The organism is Streptomyces sp. NPDC048370 (assembly GCF_043200825.1).
Lineage (GTDB): Bacteria > Actinomycetota > Actinomycetes > Streptomycetales > Streptomycetaceae > Streptomyces.
This window is the reverse complement of the sequence record NZ_JBICYI010000003.1, coordinates 551256-575342: the sequence shown is the minus strand read 5'-3', so window position 1 is coordinate 575342 and position 24087 is coordinate 551256. Positions and strand designations below refer to the sequence as shown.

Genomic DNA, 24087 nt, shown 5'->3' with positions numbered 1-24087 from the left:
ACGCGACAGAAATACCTAGGTGCGCCGGGAAGTCTGGTCGGCATGTGCTTTGTGCTGCCCACCCGACCGGAGGTCACCCACCGTGCCCGCGCCCGCGCCCACCCCCACCGACCGCAAGTTCCTCGGCCGTCTGTCGCTGCCCGAGCGACGGTTCGTGGCCGACGCACTGCGCGCCGAGACCGTCGGTGGCGTGCTCCTGCTCGTGGCCGCCATCGCCGCGATGGTCTGGGCGAACACCCCCCTCAGCGCCAGCTACGAGACGGTACGGAACTTCCACATAGGCCCGGCCGCGCTCGGCCTGGACCTCTCGATCCAGCACTGGGCGGCCGACGGCCTCCTCGCGATCTTCTTCTTCGTCGCCGGTATCGAGCTCAAGCGCGAGCTGGTCGCGGGCGAGCTGCGCGACCCCAAGGCCGCCGCACTCCCCGTCATCGCCGCCATCTGCGGCATGGCCGTGCCGGCCCTCGTCTACACGGTGATCAACGTCATCGGCGACGGCTCCACCCAGGGCTGGGCCGTGCCCACGGCCACGGACATCGCCTTCGCCCTCGCGGTCCTCGCCGTCATCGGCACCTCGCTGCCGTCCGCGCTCCGCGCGTTCCTGCTCACCCTTGCCGTCGTCGACGACCTCTTCGCCATCCTGATCATCGCCGTCTTCTTCACCAGCGACCTGAACTTCGCCGCGCTCGGCGGCGCCTTCGTCGGCCTCGGCATCTTCTGGCTGCTGCTGCGCAAGGGCGTCCGCGGCTGGTACATCTACGTCCCGCTCGCCCTGACCATCTGGGGCCTGATGTACAACAGCGGCATCCACGCCACCATCGCCGGTGTCGCCATGGGCCTGATGCTGCGCTGCACCAGGCGCGAGGGTGAGGAGCACTCCCCCGGCGAGCACATCGAGCACCTGGTCCGGCCGATCTCCGCCGGCCTGGCCGTGCCGCTCTTCGCCCTCTTCTCGGCCGGTGTCGGCATCACGGGGAAGACCATCGCCGACATCTCCACCAACCCGGTCACCCTCGGCGTGATCCTCGGCCTGGTGGTCGGCAAGACCCTGGGCATCTTCGGCGGCACCTGGCTCGCGGCCCGCTTCACCCGCGCGGAGCTCAACAGCGACCTGGCCTGGCCGGACGTCTTCGCCGTCGCCTCCCTCGCCGGCATCGGCTTCACCGTCTCCCTCCTCATCGGCGAGCTGGCCTTCGAGGGCGACGCGGCGCTCACCGAGGAGGTCAAGGCGGCCGTCCTGATCGGCTCGCTCACGGCGGCCGTCCTCGCCACGATCCTGCTCAAGTTGCGCGTACGCAAGTACGAGGCGCTGATGGCGGACGAGGACCGCGACGAGGACGAGGACGGCATCCCGGACATCTACGAGGAGGACAACCCGGCGTACCACCTCCGGATGGCCGAGATCCACGAGCGGAAGGCCGCCGAGCACCGTCGGCGTGCCGAACTGGCGGGGGCATCGCGCGATGACGGCGACAGTCCGGCATGATCTGAGGTCGGAACCGTAGAAGAGAAGAGGGAGCAGCGATGAGCGACCCGGTCAACGGAGCCGAGCGCAGCCTCGGTCAGCTGGTCGCCTCGGCGACCGCCGAGATGTCCGCGCTGGTGCACGACGAGCTCGCCCTGGCCAAGGCCGAGATCCGGCAGGACGTCAAGCGGGGGGCCATCGGCGGAGCGGCCGGTGCGACGGCCGCCACGGTGCTCCTCTTCTCGCTGCCGATGCTGAGCTTCGCGCTCGCGTACGGCATCAACGCCTGGACCGGTGGCCACAACGGCGAGGGAGGCTGGAACCTCGCCTGGTGCTTCCTGCTCTCCTTCGCGGCGAACGTGCTGCTCGCGGGGCTGCTCGGGCTGCTCGCCTACGCCAAGTTCAAGAAGGTCAAGCCGCCGGAGAAGTCCATCGCCTCGGCCAAGCAGACCGCCGCGGTCCTGCAGAACGCCAAGCCGCACCCCCGCCCCGAACAGGTGGCTCTGCCCGGCGCGGTCCAGGAGAAGGCCGCGGCTGTGGGACGCTCGTCCGTATGACCGTCCCTGAGAGCAGCAACGGCAGCGGGAGTCCTGTCGGCAGTCCCGTACGGATCGACGGCCCCTGGACCCACCGCGATGTGGCCGCCAACGGCGCGCGCTTCCACATCGCCGAGATGGGTGACGGGCCGCTCGTCCTGCTGCTGCACGGCTTCCCGCAGTTCTGGTGGACCTGGCGCCACCAGCTGCCCGCTCTCGCGGACGCCGGCTTCCGGGCCGTGGCCATGGACCTGCGGGGGGTCGGCGGCAGCGACCGTACGCCCCGGGGTTACGACCCCGCCAACCTGGCGCTCGACATCACCGGCGTCATCCGCTCCCTCGGCGAGCCGGACGCGGCGCTCGTCGGCCACGACCTGGGCGGGTACCTCGCCTGGACGGCGGCGGTCATGCGGCCGAAGCTGGTGCGCCGGCTCGCGGTCTCCTCGATGCCGCACCCGCGCCGCTGGCGCTCGGCGATGCTCTCGGACGTCTCGCAGTCCCGCGCCGGATCGCACGTCTGGGGCTTCCAGCGCCCGTGGCTGCCGGAGCGTCAGCTCGTCGCGGACGAGGCGGCCCTGGTGGGGCGGCTGATCGAGGACTGGTCAGGCCCCGGTCTGCCGGACGAGGAAGCGATCGCGGTGTACCGGCGGGCGATGTGCATCCCGTCGACGGCGCACTGCTCGATCGAGCCGTACCGGTGGATGGTGCGGTCCCTCGCGCGGCCCGACGGCATCCAGTTCAACCGGCGCATGAAGCGCCCGGTGCGGGTGCCCACGCTGCATCTGCACGGCTCGATGGACCCGGTCATGCGGACGCGCAGCGCCGCCGGTTCGGGCGAGTACGTGGAGGCGCCGTACCGCTGGCGGCTCTTCGACGGCCTCGGGCACTTCCCCCACGAGGAGGACCCGGTGGCGTTCTCCACGGAGCTGATCAACTGGCTCAAGGACCCCGAGCCCGACCGCTGACGCCTGCCCGGCGCCTGGCCTGCGGCCGGCCCGCGCCCCGCTGACGCACCGTCGTCGCCCCGCTGACACACCGTCGTCGCCCCGCTGACACACCGTCGGCGCGTCGTCGGCTCCTCGTCGGCGCATCCTCGGCGTACTTCCGTTCTACGAACGGCCATGTGCCCGGCGCATACTCCAATTGGCGGGCCCCGGGGCGGTTACCGACCTTGGGCCACGGGCAGACGTCGGGGTATGGGCTGGACGCACGACTACGGTGACACAGCACGCAACCGCCGCTCGACCGCAGGGTCGGGCTCCCACGAGAGGAGCGGCCCACAGGAACAGGGCCGTTCGTATCCCGTGCAAGGCATCGGCATTCCGCGCATCCTGCGCCGCCGGGCCCGCTGGGTCTCGGCCCGGCTCAGGCACACCCGGGACTGACCCCGGGCATGCCCCCCTCCTCCTCGGCGCTCAGAGCGCGCACCCCTGGCTGTCGACCTGCTGGGTCGCCGTGCGGCCCTTGACGATGTCCTCGCGGATCTCGTCGACGGTCAGGGCGTAGCCGGTGTTCTTGTCGTCGAGCGAGCGGGCGAAGATCACACCGGACACCTTGCCGTCCGTGGTGAGCAGCGGGCCGCCGGAGTTACCCTGACGGACCGTCGCGTACAGGGAGTACACATCCCTGCGCACCTCGCCGCGGTGGTAGATGTCCGGGCCCTGGGCGTTGATACGGCCCCGGACGCGCGCCGAGCGGACGTCGTACGAGCCGTTCTCGGGGAAGCCCGCGACGATCGCGCTGTCGCCGCTCCGGGCGTCCTTCTCGGTGAACTGCAGGGGCTCGACGTCCAGGTTCGGCACGTCCAGTACGGCGATGTCGCGCTGCCAGTCGTAGAGGACGACCTTCGCGTCGTACAGCTTGCCCTCGCCCCCTATCTGGATCGTGGGCTCGTCGACGCCGCCGACGACATGGGCGTTGGTCATGACCCGGCGCCGGTCGAAGACGAAGCCGGTGCCTTCGAGGACCTTGCCGCAACTCGGCGCCGTACCGACGACCTTGACGATGGCGCGCTTGGCCTCGGCGGCGACCGGGCTGCCGGCGAGCGCCGGGTCCGGCGGGCGGACCTCGGTGATGGGCTCGTTGGCGAAGGGGCTGAAGACCTGCGGGAAGCCGTTCTGGGCGAGCGCCGAGGTGAAGTTCGTGAACCAGGTCGACGCCTGATCGGGCATCACCTGCTCCACGCCGAGCAGCACCTTGGAGCTGCGGACCTCCTTGCCGAGCGTGGGCATCGAGGTCCCGGCGAGGGCGGAGCCGAGCAGCCAGGCGACGAGGAGCATGGCGACCACGTTGACCAGCGCGCCGCCGGTGGCGTCCAGGGCGCGCGCCGGTGACCAGGTGATGTGGCGGCGCAGCTTGTTCCCGAGGTGGGTGGTGAAGGCCTGGCCGACGGAGGCGCAGACGATCACGACGACCACGAAGACGACGGTCGCCGTGGTCGAGACCTCGGAGTTGTCCGTCAGCTGGTCCCAGATGATCGGGAGCAGCAGGACGGCGACGAGGCCGCCGCCGAGGAAGCCGATGACCGACAGGATGCCGACCACGAAGCCCTGGCGGTAACCGATGATCGCGAACCATACGGCGGCGAGCAGCAACAGGATGTCCAGCACGTTCACCGTCAATAGCCTCGCAGATTCGTCTTCGGTCGCCGCAGCCCGGTCCTCGCCCCGGGCCTGGCCTGATCAGCCTGTCATGAGCGCCAGTCGAGCGGGACCTGCTTGGCCCGGTCCCACGGTCTCTCCCACCCGGCGTAGTGCAGCAGCCGGTCGATCACTCCGGCGGTAAAACCCCAGACCAGAGCGGATGCGACGAGGAACGCCGGGCCGTTGTGACCGCTGGGGTGCACGGCGGTCGCGCGGTTGGCGGGGTCCGTGAGATCCGCCACGGGGACGGTGAAGACCCGGGCGGTCTCGGCGGGGTCGACGACCCCGACCGGGGTGGGGGTGCGCCACCAGCCGAGGACGGGGGTGACGACGAAGCCGCTGACCGGGATGTAGAGCTGGGGCAGGACGCCGAAGAGCTGGACGCCCGAGGGGTCGAGGCCGGTCTCCTCCTCGGCCTCGCGCAGGGCGGCCCGCAGCAGTCCTCCCTCGGCCGGTGCGCCGTCCTCCGGGTCCAGGGCACCGCCGGGGAAGGAGGGCTGGCCCGGGTGCGAGCGGAGCGAGCCGGAGCGCTCCATGAGGAGCAGCTCGGGACCGCGCTCGCCCTCGCCGAAGAGGATGAGGACGGCGGACTGGCGTCCCGCGCCGCTCGCGGGCGGCAGGAAGCGGCTGAGCTGCTCGGGCTCGACGGTGCGGGCGGCCCGGTCGACGGGGGCGAGCCAGTCCGGCAGTCCGTCCCGGCGCACGAGCCCGCCGGTACCGATCCCGCGCGGCACGCCGTCGATCGTCGGCGGCCCGGCCGCCGGCCGGCCGGTCGTCGTCCCGTTCTCTGCGTCCGTCTCTGCTTCCGTCTCTGCTTGCGTGCGCGTCATAGGCAGGCACCCCCGTGTTTCACAACGCGATCCGTGCGTGGGTTCGTTCCCCTCGGGCCTGGGCTCACTCGGCCCCCGGGGCCACGCCGGGGGCGGGGGCGGCCGGGCGGCCGGGGTAGTCCGGCGGCGGGTTCAGGCGCTGGCCCGGGAAGCCGCCCTTCTCGTACTTCAGGAGCTTCCGCGCCTTCTCCGGGTCCGTCTCGCCCTCTCCGTACGCCGGGCAGAGCGGGGCGATCGGGCAGGCGCCGCAGGCGGGCTTGCGGGCGTGGCAGATCCGGCGGCCGTGGAAGATCACCCGGTGCGAGAGCATCGTCCACTCGCTCTTCGGGAAGATCTCCGCGACCTCGGCCTCGATCTTGACCGGGTCGTCGCTCTCGGTCCACTTCCAGCGACGGGCGAGGCGCATGAAGTGGGTGTCGACGGTGATCCCGGGCACCCCGAAGGCGTTGCCGAGGACGACGAAGGCGGTCTTGCGGCCCACGCCCGGCAGCTTGACCAGGTCCTCGAGGCGGCCGGGGACCTCGCCGCCGAAGTCGTCCCTGAGGGCCGCGGCGAGGCCCATGATCGACTTGGTCTTGGCGCGGAAGAAGCCCGTGGGCCGGATCAGCTCCTCGACCTCCTCCGGAACGGCGGCGGCCAGGTCCTCGGGCGTCGGGTACGCGGCGAAGAGCGCGGGGGTGGTCTGGTTGACCCGGAGGTCGGTGGTCTGGGCGGAGAGGACCGTGGCGACGAGCAGCTCGAAGGGGTTCCGGAAGTCCAGCTCGGGGTGGGCGTACGGATAGACCTCGGCCAGCTCCCGGTTGATCTTCCGGGCCCGGCGGACCATCCCGAGCCGGGATTCCGGTTTCGAGGCCTTCGCGGCGGGCTTCGAAGCCTTCGCGTCGGTCTTCGGGGTGGTCTTCGGGGTCTTCTCGCCGGTCTTCGCGGCAGTCTTCGGGGCGACCTTCGAGGTCGCCGCGCTCGCCTTCGGCGCCTTCGCGCTCGCCCTCGTAGCCGCCTTCGTATCCGCCTCCGCGGCGGGCTTCGGGGCCGCATTCCCTGTACGTTTCGCGGCATTTGTCCGCTTCGACGCACCCTGTTCGCCCACGGCGGAATTACCCTTGGCCGACACTCTTCCAGCCCCCTTGGCCTGCGCTCTCACCGGCGAGTTGGACACCCGGCCAGCCTAAGCGCCCCCACCGACATCCGCCCCGGGCACGGCCGATGAGGACCCAATCGGGGCCCTGACGTACGGACGGGCGGTTCGGTACGTCAAACTTGTTGTGATTGATCGCACTGTTTTGTGCGTCCGGCATCATGGGATCAAGGTCCCCTGAGCAGGTCGACATAGGAGAGAACTCGTGGACGACGTTCTGCGGCGCGCCCCGCTCTTTGCGGCGCTCGATGACGAGCAGGCCGCGGAGCTGCGCGCCTCGATGAGTGAAGCGACGCTCGCCCGTGGCGACGCGCTGTTCCACGAGGGAGACCCCGGCGACCGCCTGTACGTGGTCACCGAGGGCAAGGTGAAGCTCCACCGCACCTCGCCCGACGGCCGCGAGAACATGCTGGCCGTCCTCGGCCCCGGCGAGCTGATCGGCGAGCTCTCGCTCTTCGACCCGGGCCCGCGCACCGCCACCGCGACCGCGCTGACCGAGGTCAAGCTGCTCGGCCTCGGCCACGGCGACCTCCAGCCCTGGCTGAACGCCCGCCCCGAGGTGGCCACCGCCCTGCTGCGCGCGGTCGCCCGCCGCCTCCGCAAGACCAACGACCAGATGTCCGACCTGGTCTTCTCCGACGTGCCGGGCCGTGTCGCCCGCGCGCTCCTCGACCTGTCGCGCCGCTTCGGCGTGCAGTCGGAGGAGGGCATCCACGTCGTCCACGACCTCACCCAGGAGGAGCTGGCCCAGCTGGTCGGCGCCTCCCGCGAGACGGTCAACAAGGCCCTGGCGGACTTCGCCCAGCGCGGCTGGCTCCGCCTGGAGGCCCGCGCCGTGATCCTGCTGGACGTGGAGCGGCTCGCGAAGCGCTCGCGCTAGCGGATCCCCGTACGGATACGAGAAGGCCGCCCCGGTCGACATGACCGGGGCGGCCTTCTCACGTACGGACCCGTGCCTACCGCTTCGTACCGTCCACGATCAGCGGGTTCCCCGTGCCGCTGCCGCACGGAACCGCGTACACCGGGTTCTTCGCGGCGGCCTCCTTGTAGGCCTCGATGCACTGGTTCGCCAGGACCTTGTCGGTCAGCGAGTCGTTGAGGATCTTGTTGGCGCGGGCGATGCCCTCGGCCTCGATACGGCGCCGGTCGGCCTCGGCCTTGGCCGTACGGGCCGCCTCGGTGGCGCGCTCGGTCGCCTGCTGCTGCTGGATCTTGCGGTCGATCTGGGTCTGCAGGGCCGCCGAGGGCTTCACGTTGCGCAGGTTGACGGCGGTGACGTCGATGCCGCGCGGGGCGAGGCGCTCCTTGATGAGGGTGCCGATCTCGGCGTTGATCTTCTCGCGGTCGCTGGCGTAGCCCTGCTCGCTCGTGTAGCGCGCGAAGACGTTGCGGACGATCTCCCGGCTGTCCGGGTAGACCAGCCGCTGCTGGATGGACTCCTCGCTGCCCGCGAGCCGGTACAGCTCGACGGACTTGGACGGCGTGACCGCCCACTTCACGGTCACCTCGACCTCCATCACGCCACCCTGCGAGGAGCGGACCTCGACCACGTCCTTGTCGGAGAGGTTGAGGTCGACGGGGCGGGTGGAGAAGGTCGTGACGTCGGTGAACGGCGACTTCACGTGCATGCCCGAGGTCATCGGCTCGCCCACCTTGCCGAACGCGACCGGGACGCCGACCTCGTACGCGCTGACGACGTACGTCATGCTCGCGATCAGCGAGAAGGCGCCGGCGAGGACCGCACCGAGCGCCCCCAGCTTGAGGCCCTTCGAGCCGTTGGACCGACTGACGAAGAACAGGACGACCGCTGCGATCAGCAGCAATATCGCTAGGACGAACATGAGCTTTCCCCCCGAGAACCAAGGCCAGATGTAGGCGGAGCGTAAAGCACGAAGCGTGCGGCGCGCCCTCGGGGGTGGGATGCGGTGGGGTCAGATCAGGCCATGCTCCCGCAGGTACTCCAGCTGCGCCCGTACGGAGAGTTCGGCGGCCGGCCACAGCGAACGGTCCACGTCCGCGTACACATGGGCGACGACCTCCGAGGGGGTCCGGTGGCCGCTCTCGACGGCCGTCTCGACCTGGGCGAGCCGCCCGGCGCGGTGCGCGAGGTAGAACTCCACCGCGCCCTGGGCGTCCTCCAGGACCGGCCCGTGGCCCGGCAGCACGGTGTGGACGCCGTCGTCGACGGTGAGCGAGCGCAACCGGCGCAGCGAGTCCAGATAGTCGCCGAGCCGCCCGTCGGGGTGGGCGACGATCGTCGTGCCGCGCCCGAGGATCGTGTCCCCCGTCAGGACGGCCTGATCGGCGGGGAGATGGAAGGAGAACGAGTCCGAGGTGTGCCCGGGCGTCGGCACCACCCGCAGCTCCAGACCGCCGACCGTGACGACGTCCCCGGCCGCGAGGCCCTCGTCGCCGAGGCGCAGCGCCGGGTCCAGGGCCCGTACCCGGGTCCCCGTCAGCTCGGCGAACCGTCCTGCGCCCTCGGCGTGGTCGGGGTGGCCGTGGGTGAGGAGGGTGAGCGCGACGCGCTTGCCCAGCTTCTCGGCGGTCGCGACGACGTTGCGGAGGTGACCGTCGTCGAGCGGCCCGGGGTCGATGACGACGGCGAGGTCGGAGTCGGGCTCCGAGACGATCCAGGTGTTGGTGCCGTCCAGGGTCATCGCGGACGGATTGGGCGCGAGGACGTTGACGGCACGGGCGGTGGCGGGCCCGGAGAGGACCCCACCCCGGGGCTGCCCCGGCAGCGAACCGGCGGCGGTCATCGCGCACCCCCACGCTCGGAGGAATCGGGCCGAGAAGCGGGTCCCGAGGCCGCGCCCGGGCCGGCGTCCGCGCCCGGGCCGGCGTCCGCGCCCGAGTCGGCATCCGTGCCCGAGTCCGCGTCCGCACCCCCGCCCGACGGGATGTGTTTGGTGAACTCCTCGTGGCCCGGCCAGCTCAGGATCAGCTCGTCGCCTTCGAGGCGCGCCTGCGCCAGTACGGGAGTCAGGTCCTGGTCCCCCGCCGCGGCCAGCGCCTCCGCGGCCGAGCCGAACGGCGTGAGCACGCGCAGGGTCGAGACCGTCGGCGGCATCATCGTCAACTCGCCCCGGTCGTAGCCGGCCGTCGCCTCCGCCGGGCGGATCCAGACCGTACGGTCGGCCTCCGACGAGGCGTTGCGGGTGCGCTGCCCGGCCGGCAGGGCGGCCACGAAGAACCAGGTGTCGTACCGCCGGGGCTCGAACTCCGGCGTGATCCAGCGCGCCCACGCGCCGAGCAGGTCCGAACGCAGCACGAGCCCGCGCCGGTCGAGGAAGTCGGCGAAGGACAGCTCGCGGGCGACAAGGGCCGCCCGGTCCTTCTCCCACGACTCGCCGGTGGTGTCCCCCACCACGGAGTCGGCGGTCTCCCCGGCGAGCAGCACGCCCGCCTCCTCGTACGTCTCGCGCACGGCCGCGCAGACGATCGCCTGCGCCTCTTCCGTACCCGCCACGCCGAGGCGGACGGCCCAGCTCTCCAGGGAGGGGCCCGCCCAGCGCACCGGGTGCTCGTCACGCGGGTCGACCCCGCCGCCGGGATAGGCGTACGCGCCGCCCGCGAAGGCCATGGAGGCGCGCCGCCGCAGCATGTGGACGCTCGGCCCGTCCGTGCCGTCGCGCAGCAGGAGGACCGTGGCGGCCCTCCTGGGGGTCGCCGGGGTGAGTTCACCCATGGCGAGGGCGCGGATGCGGTCGGGCCATTCCGGTGGGTACCACTGACCATTCGGCATGGGCGGATGGTATGCGCAACTACCGCCATGCACGAGAGCCGATTCCCCCTGGACGGGAGAACCGGCTCTTGGCGTACGGGCGAGGCGTCGGGTGACGCACGGGCGACGGGTCAGCCGTCGCACCGACGACAGGTCAGCCGACGCACGGCTTCCGGGTCAGGCCTTGACCTCGGCGTCGACGAGCTCCACCTGGACCTCGACCTCGACGGGGGCGTCGAGCGGGAGCACCGTCACGCCGACCGCGCTGCGCGCGTGCACGCCCTTGTCGCCGAGGACCGCGCCGAGCAGCTCGCTGGCGCCGTTGATGACGCCCGGCTGGCCGGTGAAGTCGGCGGCCGAGGCGACGAAGCCGACGACCTTCACGACCCGCTTGATCCGGTCCAGGTCACCGGCGACCGACTTCACGGCCGCGAGCGCGTTCAGCGCGCAGGTGGCGGCGAGCTGCTTGGCCTCCTCGGCGGTGACCTCGGCGCCGACCTTGCCGGTCACCGGAAGCTTGCCGTCCACCATCGGGAGCTGGCCCGCGGTGTAGACGTACACGCCCGACTGCACGGCCGGCTGGTAGGCGGCCAGCGGCGGCACGACCGCCGGCAGGGTCAGGCCCAGCTCGGCGAGCTTCGCCTCGACGGCGCCGTTCACGGCCTCGCTCATCAGGACTTCTCCCGCTTCAGGTAGGCCACGAGCTGCTCGGGGTTCGGGCCGGGAACGACCTGGACGAGCTCCCACCCGTCCTCGCCCCAGGTGTCCAGAATCTGCTTCGTCGCGTGCACGAGAAGGGGCACGGTCGAGTATTCCCACTTGGTCATGGAGCCGACTGTATCCGCTGCCACAGGCAGCCTCCTGCTTAGGCGAGCGCTCCAGTGGTTAGGCTCGAAGGCGTGAGCAGGCTCCAGGTCGTCAGCGGCAAGGGTGGTACCGGTAAGACGACGGTCGCCGCCGCCCTCGCGCTCGCCCTCGCGACGGAGGGCAAGCGGACCCTCCTCGTGGAGGTCGAAGGCAGACAGGGCATCGCACAGCTCTTCGAGACGGAGTCGCTTCCGTACGAGGAGCGCAAGATCGCCGTCGCTCCGGGCGGCGGGGAGGTCTTCGCGCTGGCCATCGACGCCGAGCGCGCCCTCCTCGACTACCTCCAGATGTTCTACAAGCTGGGCAGCGCGGGCCGCGCCCTGAAGAAGCTCGGCGCGATCGACTTCGCGACGACGATCGCGCCCGGGGTACGGGACGTGCTGCTGACCGGCAAGGCCTGCGAGGCGGTCCGCCGGCGCGAGAAGCACGGCGGCTACACCTACGACCACGTGATCATGGACGCGCCCCCGACCGGCCGGATCACCCGCTTCCTCAACGTCAACGACGAGGTGGCGGGGCTGGCCAGGATCGGCCCGATACACAATCAGGCGCAGGCCGTGATGCGCGTCCTGAAGTCCCCGGAGACGGCCGTGCACCTGGTGACCGTCCTGGAGGAGATGCCGGTCCAGGAGACCGCGGACGGCATCGCGGAGCTGCGCGCGGCCGAACTGCCGGTGGGCGGCGTCATCGTGAACATGGTCCGCCCGCACGTCCTCGACGAGGCGGCGGTACGGGCGGCCTCCGGCGACCATCGGGACGCGGTCGCGCGGACCCTCGCGGCGGCGGGCGTCAGGGGCGGTACGAAGCTGGTCGAGCCGCTCCTCGAGCAGGCGGCCGAGCACGCGCAGCGGGTGGAGCTGGAGCGCGAGCAGCGGGCGGTGCTCATGGGGCTGGACGTACCGACGTCCGAACTCCCGTTCCTGGGGGACGGGGCGGACATCGCGGGCCTGTACCGGCTGGCGAAGGAGCTGCGGAAACAGGGGGTGGGCGCGTGACGGGTCCGGTGAACGGCACGGCGAACGGTCTGGACTCCGTACCGGTACCCGTAAACGGTCTCGACTCCGTACCGGTCCTCGAGCTCGATCCGCTCATCGACGACCCGGGCACCCGGATCATCGTCTGCTGCGGCGCGGGCGGTGTCGGGAAGACGACGACGGCGGCCGCCCTCGGCGTACGGGCGGCGGAGCGGGGCCGCAAGGTCGTCGTCCTGACGATCGACCCGGCGCGACGGCTCGCGCAGTCGATGGGGATCGATTCCTTGGACAACGTGCCCCGCGAGGTGGACGGGATCAAGGGATCCGACGGGGGGCAGCTGCACGCCATGATGCTCGACATGAAGCGGACCTTCGACGAGATCGTCGAGGCGCACGCGGACGCCGAGCGGGCCCGGGCGATCCTGGAGAACCCCTTCTACCAGTCCCTGTCGGCCGGTTTCGCCGGTACGCAGGAGTACATGGCGATGGAGAAGCTCGGGCAGTTGCGCGCCCGGGACGAGTGGGACCTGATCGTGGTCGACACCCCGCCGTCCCGGTCCGCGCTCGACTTCCTGGACGCGCCGAAGCGGCTCGGGTCCTTCCTGGACGGGAAGTTCATCAAGCTCCTGATGGCCCCGGCGAAGATGGGCGGCCGGGCGGGGATGAAGTTCCTGAACGTCGGGATGTCGATGATGACGGGGACGCTGGGGAAGCTGCTCGGGGGTCAGTTCCTGAAGGACGTGCAGACGTTCGTGGCGGCGATGGACACGATGTTCGGCGGCTTCCGGACCCGGGCGGACGCGACGTACAAGCTGCTCCAGGCGCCGGGCACGGCGTTCCTCGTGGTCGCGACGCCGGAGCGGGACGCGCTGCGCGAGGCGGCGTACTTCGTGGAACGGCTTGCGGCCGAGGAGATGCCGCTTGCGGGTCTCGTCCTGAACCGCGTGCACGGCAGTGGCGCCGCCCGGCTGTCGGCCGAGCGGGCGCGGGCCGCGGCGGAAAATCTTGACGAGGGGCGCATTGTGGATCAGGGGGCTGGGAAGGCTGGAGGGCGTGGCTCCCGTGCCACTGCCCCCAACGAGCCGTCAGACACCGCGACCGCCGCCGGCACCACCACCACAGGCACCGCCCCGAGTATCGAGCCGAGCACCGAGGCTGCCCCCACAGCCGACGAGGCCGATGCCGACGCACATGACATCCAGCAGCTGACCGCCGGCCTGCTCCGTCTCCATGCCGAGCGGATGCAGGTGCTCGCGCGCGAACAGCGCACACGAGACCGGTTCACGGCGCTCCACCCCGAGGTGGCCGTCGCCGAGGTCGCCGCCCTGCCGGGTGACGTACACGACCTGGACGGGCTCCGCGCCATCGGCGAGCGCCTCACGGCGGGCCGGATGCCGTCGCTCTGAGCCGCATGTCTTCGCCGTGAGCCGATGCCGTCGCTCCGAGCCGCATGCCTCCGCTCTGAGCCGATGCCGTCGCTCTGAGCCGAGTGTCTTCGCTCCGAGCCGGACGCCATCACACGCCATCACATCGGGCGGGTCAGCCCACCGCCGCGTACGCCTCGTACGTCGCGTCGTCCTCCATCGCCACGGGCAGCAGGCCCGCTCCCCGCTCGTACTCCGTCCGCGCGGTCTCCAGCAGGCGCCGCCACGAGGTGACGGTCGGCCGGCGGCGCAGCAGGGCACGGCGCTCGCGCTCCGTCATGCCGCCCCACACGCCGAACTCCACACGGTTGTCGAGGGCGTCGGCCAGGCACTCGGTCCGCACCGGACACCCGGTGCACACCGCCTTCGCCCTGTTCTGCGCCGCTCCCTGCACGAAAAGTTCATCCGGATCGGTAGTGCGGCAGGCCGCCTGCGCACTCCAGTCAGCTACCCAGCCCATACCGGCGCCGTCCTCTCCCGAATCGAGGCTCCCCCACGGCGGTAGCGGCATATTCACCGCTGCCAGTTGGTGACGTTACGGAAGGTGGGCACAGCGCAACACCCCCTTCGGGCCCAATCTTGAATGGCCCGAACGGACTATGCGTACGCGGCAGATCACCCAGAGGAGTGACCGGAGGACATCCGAGTCAAAACCGGCGAACCGGTACAGTTCGCCCAGCTATGGCGGGGCCACTTGGGGCGTGGAGTGACGCATGGGGCGGAATCGGGCAGGGGGTTCCCAAGGTTCGGGGCCAAGGGAATTGCTGCCGATGTCACGCCCGGGTCTTGATGCGGAACCACACTGCTGTGACAGTTGGGAGCAGCTTAGGCCAAGGCCTGTCCGTGTGTCCGGCGAATGGGAACGTCGGCGCCCGGCGGCCCGGCGAACAGCCGTCGGATGTCACGGTCTGGTACTCGAACGCTCCGAGGGACCCCTGCTCCTACGGAACGCTCATCACTACGGATTAGGCTGCCCTCATGGCAAAGAAGCGCTCGGGCGGTGGTCTGACCGGGACCCAGCAGGCCGCCAAGTTCCTCGGTGTCAGTGTGCTCTCCGGAGCCGTGCTGGCGGGCATCGCCCTGCCCGCGGCCGGTGCACTGGGGCTCGCGGCGAAGGGGACGGTCGAGGGGTTCGACGAGATCCCGTCCAACCTGAAGACGCCACCACTGAGTCAGCGCACCACCATCCTCGACTCCGAGGGCGGCACGCTCGCCACCGTGTACTCGCGCGACCGGAAGGTCGTGCCGCTGGAGAAGATCTCTCCGTACATGCAGAAGGCGATCGTCGCGATCGAGGACTCGCGCTTCTACGAGCACGGGGCGATCGACCTCAAGGGCGTGCTGCGCGCGATCAACCGCAACGCCCAGTCGGGCGGCGTGGCCCAGGGCGCGTCCACGCTCACGCAGCAGTACGTGAAGAACGTCTTCGTCGAGGAGGCCGGTGACGACCCCGAGAAGGTCGCCCAGGCCACCCAGCAGACCATCGGCCGCAAGGTGCGCGAACTGAAGTACGCGATCCAGGTCGAGGAGGAGCTGGGGAAGAAGAAGATCCTCGAGAACTACCTCAACATCACCTTCTTCGGTCAGCAGGCCTACGGCATCGAGGCGGCGGCCCAGCGCTACTTCTCCAAGCCCGCCGCCGACCTCAAGCTGGAGGAGGCCGCGATGATGGCCGGCCTCGTCCAGTCGCCGAGCCGCTACGACCCGATCAACGACCTCCAGGAAGCCACGAAGCGCCGCAACGTGGTCCTCCAGCGGATGGCCGACGTGAAGGACGTCAGCCAGGCCGAGGCGGACAAGGCGAAGGCCGCGCCGATCAAGCTGAAGGTGAAGACCCCGAAGAACGGCTGCATCACCGCCGTCGACGGCGCCGGCTTCTTCTGCGACTACGTGCGCAAGACGATCCTCAACGACCCGGTCTTCGGCAAGACGGTCGAGGAGCGGCAGAAGCTGTGGAACCTCGGCGGCCTGACCGTCCGGACCACGCTCGACCCGCGCGCCCAGGAGGCGGCCAACGAGGCCGCCGTCGCCCACGTCAACGAGGACGACCCGGTCGCCGCCTCGGTCGTCCAGGTCCAGCCGGGCAGCGGCAAGATCCTGTCGATGGGTCAGTCGCGGCCGTACGGTCTCGACCAGAAGGCGCACCAGACCACGCTGAACCTGGCCGTGGGCAGCAAGATGGGCGGCACGACGTACGGCTTCCAGGTCGGATCGACCTTCAAGCCGATCACCGCCGCGGCCGCCCTGGAGAAGGGGCTTAGCCCGGCGCAGAGCTTCTCCTCCGGTTACGAGATCACCGTCCCGGAGAACTCGTACACGCGCTGCGACGGCAAGCCGGCCGGGTACGCGGACTGGAAGGTCGGCAACGAGCTCAAGTCCGAGACCGGCACCTGGGACATGACGAGCGCGCTCGGCAAGTCCATCAACACCTACTTCGCCAAGCTGGAGCAGATGGCCGGCCTGTGCGAGACCGTGCAGATGGCGAAGAACGTCGGGTACGAGCGCGAGCTGGGCAAGAAGATCAAGGAGAGCCCCTCGATCACGCTCGGCTCGATCGAGGCCACCCCGCTCGACATGGCCGCCGTCTACGCGACCTTCGCCAACCGCGGCACGTACTGCACCCCGATCGCCATCGAGTCGATCAAGACGGCCAACGGCGAGCAGCTGAAGGTGCCTCAGACCGAGTGCTCGCGGGCCATGAGCGAGCGGACGGCCGACACCGTCAACCAGATGCTGAAGGGCGTCGTCGAGGACGGCACCGGTACGAAGGCGGGTCTGAGCGACCGCGACAACGCCGGTAAGACGGGTACGACGAACGACCGCAAGGACGCCTGGTTCGTCGGCTACACCCCGAACCTGTCCACGGCCGTGTGGGTCGGTGACGACGTCGGCGAGAAGCAGTCGATGTTCCGCATCACCATCGGCGGCCAGTACTACCCCAAGGTCTGCGGTGGCTGCCTCCCCGGCCCGATCTGGAAGATCGCGATGCGCGGGGCGCTGGACGCCTCCGAGACGCCGCCGTTCGCCCCCATCTCCGTTCCGCGCGGCGAGAAGCCCGAGGACAAGGAGAAGGACAAGCCCGGTCAGCCGGACGACGACAACAAGCCCGGCAAGCCCAACAAGCCGGGCGACGGGGACATCCCGGAGATCACCCTCCCGCCGGGCATCATCGGCGGGACCGGGACCGGCGGCCGGGGCGGCGGCAACGGCGGCAACGGCCCGTAGGGCGTACGCGTAGGACATGACTGAGGGCGCCTCCCGCGCGGCGGGGGCGCCCTCAGCAGTTCGTACCGTTCGCACTCTTCGTACCGTTCGCACGGTTCGTACCTACGGCAGGTGTCTCGGCCTGCGGCGGTGTCTCGACCAGCGGCGGTGTCTCAGCCGGCCAGCAGCTTCTTCACCGCGGCCGCCACGCGACCGCCCTCCGCCTGGCCCGCGACCTTCGGGTTCACGATCTTCATGACGGCGCCCATCGCGCGCGGGCCCTCGGCGCCGGCGGCCTTGGCCTCGGCGACGGCCGCGGCCACGATCTGCTCCAGCTCCGCGTCGTCGAGCTGCTTCGGCAGGTACGCGTCGAGGAGCACGCCCTCCGCCTTCTCCCGCTCGGCCGACTCGGCGCGACCGCCCTGGGCGAAGGCCTCGGCGGCCTCGCGGCGCTTCTTCGCCTCGCGGGCGATCACCTTCTGCACCTCGTCGTCGGAGAGCTCGCGCTTGGTCGTACCCGCGACCTCCTCCTTGGTGATCGCGGTGAGGGTGAGCCGCAGCGTCGAGGAGCGCAGCTCGTCGCGCTCCCTGATGGCGGCGTTGAGGTCGTCCTGCAGCTTGGCCTTGAGCGTGGTCATGCCCCAAGTGTGTCAGGTGCCCCGCCCCACCCGCCCGCGCATTTCCGCCCATCGGGTCTGCGACGATGGGGGGATGCGCGCACGGTACGGGATCCCCCTGAAGATCACGGCAGGTCTCACGGCGACGGCCGCGGCCGGAATCGTCTACGCGGCGGGCTTCGAGGCCCGCTCGTTCCGGCTGCGCCGGGTGACCATCCCGGTGCTCCCGCGCGGGATGCGGGATCTGCGGGTCCTTCAGGTCTCCGACATCCACATGGTGTGCGGGCAGCGCAAGAAGCGGGCGTGGCTGCAGTCGCTCGCGGGGCTGCGCCCGGACTTCGTCGTGAACACCGGCGACAACCTCTCGGACACGGACGCGGTCCCCGAGGTCCTGGACGCGCTCGGCCCGCTGATGGAGTTCCCGGGCGTGTACGTCTTCGGCTCCAACGACTACTACGGGCCCCGGCTGCGCAACCCCGCCCGCTACCTCATGGAGAAGGCCCAGGGGCGCCACGGCCTGAACGGCAACAAGCCGGTGGTGGGCGCGGTGCACAACCCGTGGGAGGGCATGCGGGACGCCTTCGACGAGGCGGGCTGGGTGAACCTGACCAATACGCGCGGCCGGCTGAAGCTGCCCGGCAGCCTGGAGCTGGCCTTCACCGGCCTTGACGACCCGCACATCAAGCGGGACCGGTACGAGCGGGTGGCCGGCGGCCCCGACGTGTCGGCGGACTTCTCGATGGGCGTGGTCCACGCCCCGTACCTGCGGACGCTGGACTCGTTCACGGCGGACGGCTACGGGCTGATCCTGGCGGGGCACACGCACGGCGGTCAGCTGTGCGTCCCCTTCTACGGCGCACTGGTCACCAACTGCGACCTGGACACGGACCGGGTGAAGGGGCTCTCCACGCACACGGTGGCGGGCCGGACCTCGTTCCTGCACGTCTCGGCGGGGTGCGGCACGAACCGGTTCACGCCGGTCCGGTTCGCCTGCCCGCCGGAGGCGACACTCCTGACGCTGACCGCGCGCGACTGACCGCTCTCTTCTGGTTGGACGGCTTTACGGTGGGGGAATGCTCACGCCGAACTCCGCCGCGGCCGTGCCCGCCTCCGCCGTCATACCCACCGTCCGTCGCCCCGTCGCGGCGGTCTTCCGGAGCCTGATCGCGCTCGCGGCGGCGACGGGCGTGGTGATCGAGTGCGTCCTCGGGAGCGTGCCTGTCGTCCTGAGCTTCTTCACGATCTGGTCGAACATCGCGGTCGCGGTCGTCCTCGCGCTCTCGGCCCGCCGCGCCTGGATCGGCCGGCCGGCGCTGCCGGCGCTGTGGACGGGCGGGGTGCTGCTGTGCATCTCGGTGGTGGGCCTCGTCTTCCACTTCGTCCTTGCGAACGGGTCGAGCGAGTTCAACCAGGCGGCGGAGATCGCGCGGCTCACGGGCGGGAAGGCGGTCGCCAACCAGCTCCTGCACACCGTGACCCCGATCGGCACGGCCCTCGACTGGCTCCTGCTCACCCTCCCGGGCGCCCTGCGCCCGCGCCACGCCGCCCAGTGGCTCGCGGCCCCGGCGGCGTACCTGACCTTCGCCCTGATCCGCGGCACCCTCCTCTCCCCGGACGCCCCGACCCGGTACACGTACCCCTTCATCGACGTCACCGAGTACGGCTACGGCGGGGTGGCGGTCAACGCCCTCGTCCTGGGTGCGGCCTTCTACGCCCTGGGCCTGGCGATCGTCGGCCTGGACCGCGTCCGACCTGCGGTGAGGGGCCGCGAAAACCGGATTTCGTCTCCGGGCGCCGGTGGGCTAAAGTAATCGATGTCGCCGCGACGTGAAGAACAGAGCAGTGACATCGGGGTGTAGCGCAGCTTGGCAGCGCGCTTCGTTCGGGACGAAGAGGTCGTGGGTTCAAATCCCGCCACCCCGACAGCTGAGTAGCAGGTCAGAGGGCAGGTACTGATTTCAGTACCTGCCCTCTGTCGTTTCGTGGGATCAGCCTGGCCGTAAACGGTCGATTTGTTCATTTGTGCACCTTTTACCCGCCCTGAGGGTGCCCCGCAGGGCGGCGGGTGGGGTGTGTGTGGGAAGTCGATCAAGCGGCTCTACGCTGTTACGGCATCGGTGCCGGTCGGCGGAGAACGGCGACGCGTGCTGCTGTCAGGTTGTCGACCGTCGAAAGGCTGGGTCTCAGGTGCTGGTCGCGGACCGATATCGGCTTCACCTCTGTGTCGGCCGTGGCGGCATGGGCGAGGTGTGGCAGGCCACCGACGAGGTGCTCGGGCGGTCCGTGGCCGTGAAGTTGATGCTGGGGCACGGGTCCGATCCTTCCGCCGGTGAGCGGTTCCGGCTGGAGGCGCAGACCGCCGCGCGGCTGAGCCATCCGCACGTCGTCGGCGTCTTCGACTTCGGTACGTGGGACGGAAAGCTGTTCCTCGTCATGGAGTTGGTCGAAGGGACCAGCCTCGCCTCCGAGCCCGGGGCGCCGCCGCAGGTGCTGCCGGCCGAGCGGGTGGCCGTCGTGGCCGCCCATGCCGCCGCCGGGCTCGCCGCCGCGCACCGGGAGGGTGTGGTGCACCGGGACATCAAGCCCGGGAACCTGCTGCTCGACGGGGACGGGACCGTGAAGCTCGCGGACTTCGGGATCGCCCGGTTCGTCGACGACCCGTCCGCCGCGCTCACGACCACGGGCCAGATCGTCGGCACCGGCCTCTACCTCGCCCCCGAGCGCGCCCTCGGCCGGGCCGCCTCGCCGGCCTCCGACGTGTACTCGCTCGGCTGCGTGCTGTACCAACTCCTCACCGGACGGCCCCCGTTCCAGGGCGACACCGCCACGGCCCTGCTGTACCAGCACATCGACACCCCGCCCGCGCCGCCCCGGCAGCTCGGGGTGGGGCTGCCCGCCGCGTTCGAGGGGTACCTCCTCAGCATGCTGGCGAAGGAGCCCGAGCAGAGACCCCCGGCCCAGGCCATCGCCGACTGGTTCACCTCGGGCGCCTGGCGTGAAAACCCGCAGCCCCAGCACGTTTCCCGGCCCTCGGTACGGCCCTCGCCACGGCCCGCGGCACGGCCCGCGGCACGGCCCTCGTCCCGGTCGAGGACCGGCCCGGTGGCCCAGCCCGTGGCGCGGTCCGCGCCTCGGTCGTACGGGACCCGGTCCGCGCCCCGGCCCGCGCCCCATGCCGCCGTCGCGTCGCCCCGGCGGCAGGCGCGCCGCGCCGAGAGCGGGCTCGCGGCCCTCTCCCGACGGCGGCCCCGGAAGACCGCGGCCGTCGCCGGCGGCATAGCCTTCGTCGTCTTCCTCCTGATCGGCATGGCCTGGCTGTCGTGAGCCGCCCGGTCATCCGACCGCGCTCCTCTGACCCGAACGGGGTCCGCCGGGTGGCCCGGTGCCGTCCGGTCCGGTCCCCTGGGGACATGCACCCCCTCCGGACAGCCGCCGAGGCGGCGGCCACCGTTCCCGCCGATGTCGTCTCCGACTCCGGCCCGTCCGTCCTCGCCCTGGGCCTCGGCGCCGCCGCCGTCGCGGGCGCCATCGGCACCGCCGTCGTACGCAGCCGCATGTCGAAGACGGTCGACGCGTCGATCGACGGCTCGTCCGACCGAGCTCCCGGAACGGGATCGGCGTCGGACCGGTCCCCGAACTGACCGCGGCGCCGACCTCGTTACGAGGTCTCGTGCGCCAGCGCCTCCAGGCCGCGGCGGGCACCTTCCTCGTACGCCCGGGTGAGTTCCCGGGCCGGTAGCGCCTCGCGGAGCGCGCCGTCGCTGTGCCGGCGCGCCGGGGCGCAGAACTGCGCGACGCGGTACGAGTCGTGGAAGGCGGAGGCCCGCAACAGGTCGACGGCGCCCAGCAGATGGGCCGCGTCCTTCGGGCGGCCCGACTGGATCCGGAGCCGGGCGACGAGTTCGGCCGCGCAGGCCGCCCCGACGACGCAGCCGAGCCGGAGGTGGGTACGTAGGGCACGGACCGCGTGGCGTTCGGCGCGCGCCAGGTCGCCCTCCCAGGAGTGGAGTTCGACGCGGGCGTAGTGCGTCCAGGACTCGGCCATGACATCCCGACCCGTCCAGTTCCAGCCCGCCGCCCGGTCGGGCGGCCGGCCTCCAGCTCCAGGTAGGCGGCCAGCCAGAGGGCGCGGGCGGGCAGCGGGCCCGGGTGCAGGGCGGTCGCGTGCCGGAGGCGGGTCAGGCCCTCGACGACCCGCCCGCAGGCCACCCGGAGGAACCACAGCGAGACGGCGATCTCCACCGCCGTGTCCGCCTCGGCCGACGGCGACAGGGGGGCGGTCGTCGGGTCCATGGCGGCCGTCAGATCGGGGAGTTCGCGCAGGGCGAGCGCGCGGGCGTCCTCCTGACGGCCGCCGTGCCACCAGTCGGAGGCCCGCCGGGCGACCTTCACGTACCACCTACGGTGGTGCAGGACGACCGCCCAGCGGTCCCCGCGTTCGGTGAGGTGGCGGGCGCCGACGGCCCGCATCGGGCGGTGCATCCAGTAGCCGGGCTCGCCCCCGGCACCGCCGACGCCGTCGACGGGCAGCAGGGCGAGCGGGGCGAGCCGGTCGAGGACCGCGAGGACCTCGGCGGCGGGCAGCGAGCCCGAGCCGCAGACCTCCGCGCATCGCGGGCACGGCCCTCTCCCTGCGCGTCCGCAAGCTCGGGGCCCAGGTCCTGGGCTCCGACGGCCGCCGCATCCACCACGTCCGGCCGGACATCTGGCGGACGGTCGAGGCGTAGCCGAGGTCGGCCTCGGGGTCGCCGCTCGGGGTCGCCGCCCGGGAGTTATCCACAGGCTGGGGGCGCGGCCGACGGGATGTCCGCCGTTCGGAGCATGATGGGGGGCATGACCGAGAGCAACGAGATCACCGACATCCCCGCCTGGGAACAGCGGTTCCGGGCCCCCCGCGTGTCCCTGCCCGAGTGGGCCGAGGAGGCGCCTGACCGTTCGCTGTTCGTGTCCAACGCGACGGGGACGTACGAGCTGTACGCCTGGGACCGGGCGACCGGCGCCCAGCGTCAGGTCACGGACCGGCCGAACGGGACGACGGACGGCACGCTGTCGCCGGACGGCCGGTGGATCTGGTGGTTCTCGGACAAGGACGGGGACGAGTTCGGGGTCTGGATGCGCCAGCCCTTCGAGGGCGGCGCGGACGAGCCCGCGGTGCCCGGGCTAGCGCCCTCGTATCCGGCGGGGCTCGCGATCGGCCGGGACGGCACGGTGGTCGTCGGCCGCTCGACGGACGAGGAGGGCTCCACGATCCATCTCGTACGGGGCGGGGCGGAGCCCGTCGAGATCTACCGGCACCCGGAGTCGGCCGGCGTGGGCGACCTCTCGCACGACGGTTCGCTCCTTGTGATCGAGCACACCGAGCACGGCGACGCGATGCACGAGGCCCTGCGGGTGCTGCGCGCCGAGGACTCCTCGGTGGTGGCCGAGCTGGACGACTCCAAGGGCGGCACGAAGGAGCTGGGGCTCTCGGTGCTCGGCTTCGCGCCGGTGGACGGGGACACCCGGCTGCTCGTCGGGCACCAGCGGCGGGGCCGCTGGGAGCCGATGCTGTGGGACGTGGCGACGGGCCGGGAGACCGACCTCCGCCTCGACCTGCCGGGCGACGTCTCGGCGGAGTGGTACGCGGACGGCACGGGCCTGCTGATCGTCCACAGCTTCGAGGCGCGCAGCGAGCTGTGGCGGTACGACATCGCCACGGGCGCCCTGGCGCGGGTGGAGACCCCGGCCGGTTCGGTCTCGGACGCCACGGCCCGGCCCGACGGCAGCGTGGAGTACCTGTGGTCCTCGGCCGCCGAGCCGGCGCGGGTGCGTTCGACGGACGGCGGGGTCGTCCTCGACCCGCCGGGCCCGCGGGCGCCCGGTTCGGTGCCGGTGGAGGACGTATGGGTGGAGGGCCCTGGCGGCCGGATCCACGCCCTCGTGCAGCGGCCGGCCGAGGGCGAGGGCCCCTTCCCGACGATCTTCGAGGTGCACGGCGGCCCCACCTGGCACGACAGCGACGCCTTCGCCTCGGGCCCGGCGGCCTGGCTCGACCACGGGTACGCGGTGGTCCGGGTCAACTACCGCGGCTCCACCGGTTACGGCCGGGAGTGGACGGACGCGCTCAAGCACCGCGTCGGCCTGATCGAGCTGGAGGACATCGCGGCGGTCCGCACGTGGGCGGTCGACTCGGGACTCGCCGACCCGTCGAAGCTGGTCCTTGCGGGCGGCTCCTGGGGCGGGTATCTGACGCTGCTCGGGCTCGGCACGCAGCCGGACGCCTGGTCGGTGGGGCTCGCCGCCGTCCCGGTCGCCGACTACGTGACGGCGTACGCGGACGAGATGGAGGCCCTGAAGGCGCTGGACCGGACGCTCTTCGGCGGCTCTCCCGAGGAGGTGCCGGACCGGTTCGAGGCCTCGTCCCCGCTGACGTACGTCGACCGGGTCACGGCCCCGGTGTACATCTCGGCGGGCGTCAACGATCCGCGCTGCCCGATCCGCCAGATCGACAACTACGTGGACCGGCTGACGGCCCGGGGCGCGGTCCACGAGGTGTACCGGTACGACGCGGGGCACGGCTCCCTGGTGGTGGAGGAGCGGATCAAGCAGGTCCGCCAGGAGCTCGCCTTCGCCGCGCGTCACCTGGGGACCCGGCCGGTCGGGGGGTGAGGCGGCTGCGTACCGTGG

At 71.5% G+C, this 24087-nt stretch carries 24 protein-coding genes and 1 tRNA gene; 14 read left to right on the top strand and 11 right to left on the bottom strand.

Annotated elements, in window-relative coordinates:
• The first annotated feature begins 82 nt into the window (after nucleotides 1-82).
• From nhaA to ACGFYP_RS10055, 4 genes are all read left to right on the top strand, one after another.
• Nucleotides 83-1486 carry a Na+/H+ antiporter NhaA gene (nhaA, locus tag ACGFYP_RS10070; protein ID WP_393488659.1) on the top strand — a complete coding sequence of 468 codons (1404 nt, stop codon included), beginning with the start codon at nucleotides 83-85 and terminating at the stop codon, nucleotides 1484-1486.
• A gap of 38 nt (nucleotides 1487-1524) precedes the next feature.
• The gene (locus ACGFYP_RS10065; RefSeq protein ID WP_393488657.1) at nucleotides 1525-2022 is read left to right on the top strand and encodes a phage holin family protein; all 498 of its coding nucleotides are present in this window, start codon (nucleotides 1525-1527) and stop codon (nucleotides 2020-2022) included.
• Nucleotides 2019-2966 (top strand): alpha/beta hydrolase, encoded by a 948-nt coding sequence (locus ACGFYP_RS10060; protein WP_361956711.1) that lies wholly within the window; start codon nucleotides 2019-2021, stop codon nucleotides 2964-2966. The genes ACGFYP_RS10065 and ACGFYP_RS10060 overlap by 4 nt, the downstream gene beginning before the upstream one ends.
• A gap of 231 nt (nucleotides 2967-3197) precedes the next feature.
• Nucleotides 3198-3386: a hypothetical protein gene (locus tag ACGFYP_RS10055; RefSeq protein ID WP_361956714.1), complete on the top strand. Its 189-nt coding sequence runs from the start codon at nucleotides 3198-3200 to the stop codon at nucleotides 3384-3386.
• Between the two features lie 30 nt (nucleotides 3387-3416).
• Here ACGFYP_RS10055 and ACGFYP_RS10050 read toward each other — a convergent pair whose 3' ends face one another.
• The 3 genes from ACGFYP_RS10050 to nth all read right to left on the bottom strand — a co-directional run bounded on the left by ACGFYP_RS10050 (nucleotide 3417) and on the right by nth (nucleotide 6560).
• On the bottom strand, nucleotides 3417-4616 hold the full coding sequence (locus ACGFYP_RS10050) for a MarP family serine protease (protein WP_361956717.1): 1200 nt from the start codon (nucleotides 4614-4616) through the stop codon (nucleotides 3417-3419).
• A 74-nt stretch (nucleotides 4617-4690) separates the two neighbouring features.
• The gene (locus ACGFYP_RS10045; protein WP_393488647.1) at nucleotides 4691-5473 is read right to left on the bottom strand and encodes an NUDIX hydrolase; all 783 of its coding nucleotides are present in this window, start codon (nucleotides 5471-5473) and stop codon (nucleotides 4691-4693) included.
• A gap of 64 nt (nucleotides 5474-5537) precedes the next feature.
• The gene (nth, locus tag ACGFYP_RS10040; RefSeq protein WP_393488644.1) at nucleotides 5538-6560 is read right to left on the bottom strand and encodes an endonuclease III; all 1023 of its coding nucleotides are present in this window, start codon (nucleotides 6558-6560) and stop codon (nucleotides 5538-5540) included.
• Nucleotides 6561-6813: 253 nt separating this feature from the next.
• Here nth and ACGFYP_RS10035 point away from each other — a divergent pair, with 253 nt between their 5' ends.
• Nucleotides 6814-7488: a Crp/Fnr family transcriptional regulator gene (locus ACGFYP_RS10035; protein ID WP_015034542.1), complete on the top strand. Its 675-nt coding sequence runs from the start codon at nucleotides 6814-6816 to the stop codon at nucleotides 7486-7488.
• A 76-nt stretch (nucleotides 7489-7564) separates the two neighbouring features.
• Here ACGFYP_RS10035 and ACGFYP_RS10030 read toward each other — a convergent pair whose 3' ends face one another.
• The 5 genes from ACGFYP_RS10030 to ACGFYP_RS10010 form a co-directional block, all read right to left on the bottom strand.
• A complete protein-coding gene (locus ACGFYP_RS10030) occupies nucleotides 7565-8449 on the bottom strand; it encodes a prohibitin family protein (protein ID WP_393488639.1) in 885 nt (294 codons plus the stop codon).
• 90 nt (nucleotides 8450-8539) lie between these two features.
• The gene (locus ACGFYP_RS10025; RefSeq protein WP_393488636.1) at nucleotides 8540-9370 is read right to left on the bottom strand and encodes an MBL fold metallo-hydrolase; all 831 of its coding nucleotides are present in this window, start codon (nucleotides 9368-9370) and stop codon (nucleotides 8540-8542) included.
• A complete protein-coding gene (locus ACGFYP_RS10020) occupies nucleotides 9367-10356 on the bottom strand; it encodes an NUDIX hydrolase (RefSeq protein ID WP_393488632.1) in 990 nt (329 codons plus the stop codon). The genes ACGFYP_RS10025 and ACGFYP_RS10020 overlap by 4 nt, the downstream gene beginning before the upstream one ends.
• 156 nt (nucleotides 10357-10512) lie before the next feature.
• On the bottom strand, nucleotides 10513-10995 hold the full coding sequence (locus ACGFYP_RS10015) for a RidA family protein (protein WP_361957007.1): 483 nt from the start codon (nucleotides 10993-10995) through the stop codon (nucleotides 10513-10515).
• An 11-nt stretch (nucleotides 10996-11006) separates the two neighbouring features.
• Complete coding sequence (locus tag ACGFYP_RS10010) at nucleotides 11007-11162, bottom strand: DUF4177 domain-containing protein (protein WP_361956731.1); 156 nt, start codon at nucleotides 11160-11162, stop codon at nucleotides 11007-11009.
• Nucleotides 11163-11234: 72 nt separating this feature from the next.
• Here ACGFYP_RS10010 and ACGFYP_RS10005 point away from each other — a divergent pair, with 72 nt between their 5' ends.
• Both ACGFYP_RS10005 and ACGFYP_RS10000 read left to right on the top strand, forming a co-directional pair.
• Nucleotides 11235-12197 (top strand): ArsA family ATPase, encoded by a 963-nt coding sequence (locus ACGFYP_RS10005; protein ID WP_393488628.1) that lies wholly within the window; start codon nucleotides 11235-11237, stop codon nucleotides 12195-12197.
• Between the two features lie 29 nt (nucleotides 12198-12226).
• Nucleotides 12227-13582 (top strand): ArsA family ATPase, encoded by a 1356-nt coding sequence (locus ACGFYP_RS10000; RefSeq protein ID WP_393489187.1) that lies wholly within the window; start codon nucleotides 12227-12229, stop codon nucleotides 13580-13582.
• Between the two features lie 133 nt (nucleotides 13583-13715).
• On the opposite strand, the gene ACGFYP_RS09995 is transcribed toward ACGFYP_RS10000, so the two are convergent.
• Nucleotides 13716-14060, bottom strand: coding sequence for a WhiB family transcriptional regulator (locus tag ACGFYP_RS09995; protein ID WP_026058363.1), 345 nt, complete (start codon nucleotides 14058-14060; stop codon nucleotides 13716-13718).
• A 518-nt stretch (nucleotides 14061-14578) separates the two neighbouring features.
• Here ACGFYP_RS09995 and ACGFYP_RS09990 point away from each other — a divergent pair.
• Nucleotides 14579-16825, top strand: coding sequence for a transglycosylase domain-containing protein (locus ACGFYP_RS09990; RefSeq protein ID WP_393488623.1), 2247 nt, complete (start codon nucleotides 14579-14581; stop codon nucleotides 16823-16825).
• A gap of 152 nt (nucleotides 16826-16977) precedes the next feature.
• On the opposite strand, the gene ACGFYP_RS09985 is transcribed toward ACGFYP_RS09990, so the two are convergent.
• Complete coding sequence (locus ACGFYP_RS09985) at nucleotides 16978-17442, bottom strand: GatB/YqeY domain-containing protein (RefSeq protein WP_361956741.1); 465 nt, start codon at nucleotides 17440-17442, stop codon at nucleotides 16978-16980.
• A gap of 73 nt (nucleotides 17443-17515) precedes the next feature.
• On the opposite strand from ACGFYP_RS09985, the gene ACGFYP_RS09980 reads away from it, so the two are divergent.
• The 5 genes from ACGFYP_RS09980 (at nucleotide 17516) to ACGFYP_RS09960 (ending at nucleotide 21062) form a co-directional block, all read left to right on the top strand.
• Nucleotides 17516-18457: a metallophosphoesterase gene (locus ACGFYP_RS09980; RefSeq protein WP_361956744.1), complete on the top strand. Its 942-nt coding sequence runs from the start codon at nucleotides 17516-17518 to the stop codon at nucleotides 18455-18457.
• Nucleotides 18458-18494: 37 nt separating this feature from the next.
• Nucleotides 18495-19232, top strand: a complete 738-nt coding sequence (locus tag ACGFYP_RS09975; protein WP_393488618.1) for a Pr6Pr family membrane protein — start codon at nucleotides 18495-18497, stop codon at nucleotides 19230-19232.
• A 38-nt stretch (nucleotides 19233-19270) separates the two neighbouring features.
• Nucleotides 19271-19344, top strand: a tRNA-Pro gene (locus ACGFYP_RS09970).
• Between the two features lie 264 nt (nucleotides 19345-19608).
• Nucleotides 19609-20745 carry a serine/threonine-protein kinase gene (locus ACGFYP_RS09965; protein WP_393488615.1) on the top strand — a complete coding sequence of 379 codons (1137 nt, stop codon included), beginning with the start codon at nucleotides 19609-19611 and terminating at the stop codon, nucleotides 20743-20745.
• Between the two features lie 86 nt (nucleotides 20746-20831).
• Nucleotides 20832-21062: a hypothetical protein gene (locus ACGFYP_RS09960; RefSeq protein WP_393488612.1), complete on the top strand. Its 231-nt coding sequence runs from the start codon at nucleotides 20832-20834 to the stop codon at nucleotides 21060-21062.
• Nucleotides 21063-21079: 17 nt separating this feature from the next.
• On the opposite strand, the gene ACGFYP_RS09955 is transcribed toward ACGFYP_RS09960, so the two are convergent.
• The gene (locus ACGFYP_RS09955) at nucleotides 21080-21466 is read right to left on the bottom strand and encodes a hypothetical protein (RefSeq protein ID WP_393488609.1); all 387 of its coding nucleotides are present in this window, start codon (nucleotides 21464-21466) and stop codon (nucleotides 21080-21082) included.
• Nucleotides 21467-22254: 788 nt separating this feature from the next.
• On the opposite strand from ACGFYP_RS09955, the gene ACGFYP_RS09950 reads away from it, so the two are divergent.
• Nucleotides 22255-24069, top strand: a complete 1815-nt coding sequence (locus ACGFYP_RS09950; protein WP_393488607.1) for a prolyl oligopeptidase family serine peptidase — start codon at nucleotides 22255-22257, stop codon at nucleotides 24067-24069.
• The last annotated feature ends 18 nt before the right edge of the window (nucleotides 24070-24087 follow it).

Bases quoted from the DNA above. Each gene is read 5' to 3' on its own strand.
- ACGFYP_RS10065 (WP_393488657.1), top strand. From the start codon at position 1,525: ATGAGCGACCCGGTCAACGGAGCCGAGCGCAGCCTCGGTCAGCTGGTC.
- ACGFYP_RS10060 (WP_361956711.1), top strand. From the start codon at position 2,019: ATGACCGTCCCTGAGAGCAGCAACGGCAGCGGGAGTCCTGTCGGCAGT.
- ACGFYP_RS10055 (WP_361956714.1), top strand. From the start codon at position 3,198: ATGGGCTGGACGCACGACTACGGTGACACAGCACGCAACCGCCGCTCG.
- ACGFYP_RS10045 (WP_393488647.1), bottom strand. From the start codon at position 5,473: ATGACGCGCACGCAAGCAGAGACGGAAGCAGAGACGGACGCAGAGAAC.
- ACGFYP_RS10030 (WP_393488639.1), bottom strand. From the start codon at position 8,449: ATGTTCGTCCTAGCGATATTGCTGCTGATCGCAGCGGTCGTCCTGTTC.
- ACGFYP_RS10025 (WP_393488636.1), bottom strand. From the start codon at position 9,370: ATGACCGCCGCCGGTTCGCTGCCGGGGCAGCCCCGGGGTGGGGTCCTC.
- ACGFYP_RS10020 (WP_393488632.1), bottom strand. From the start codon at position 10,356: ATGCCGAATGGTCAGTGGTACCCACCGGAATGGCCCGACCGCATCCGC.
- ACGFYP_RS10010 (WP_361956731.1), bottom strand. From the start codon at position 11,162: ATGACCAAGTGGGAATACTCGACCGTGCCCCTTCTCGTGCACGCGACG.
- ACGFYP_RS09995 (WP_026058363.1), bottom strand. From the start codon at position 14,060: ATGGGCTGGGTAGCTGACTGGAGTGCGCAGGCGGCCTGCCGCACTACC.
- ACGFYP_RS09990 (WP_393488623.1), top strand. From the start codon at position 14,579: ATGGCAAAGAAGCGCTCGGGCGGTGGTCTGACCGGGACCCAGCAGGCC.
- ACGFYP_RS09985 (WP_361956741.1), bottom strand. From the start codon at position 17,442: ATGACCACGCTCAAGGCCAAGCTGCAGGACGACCTCAACGCCGCCATC.
- ACGFYP_RS09980 (WP_361956744.1), top strand. From the start codon at position 17,516: ATGCGCGCACGGTACGGGATCCCCCTGAAGATCACGGCAGGTCTCACG.
- ACGFYP_RS09975 (WP_393488618.1), top strand. From the start codon at position 18,495: ATGCTCACGCCGAACTCCGCCGCGGCCGTGCCCGCCTCCGCCGTCATA.
- ACGFYP_RS09960 (WP_393488612.1), top strand. From the start codon at position 20,832: ATGCACCCCCTCCGGACAGCCGCCGAGGCGGCGGCCACCGTTCCCGCC.
- ACGFYP_RS09955 (WP_393488609.1), bottom strand. From the start codon at position 21,466: ATGGCCGAGTCCTGGACGCACTACGCCCGCGTCGAACTCCACTCCTGG.
- ACGFYP_RS09950 (WP_393488607.1), top strand. From the start codon at position 22,255: ATGACCGAGAGCAACGAGATCACCGACATCCCCGCCTGGGAACAGCGG.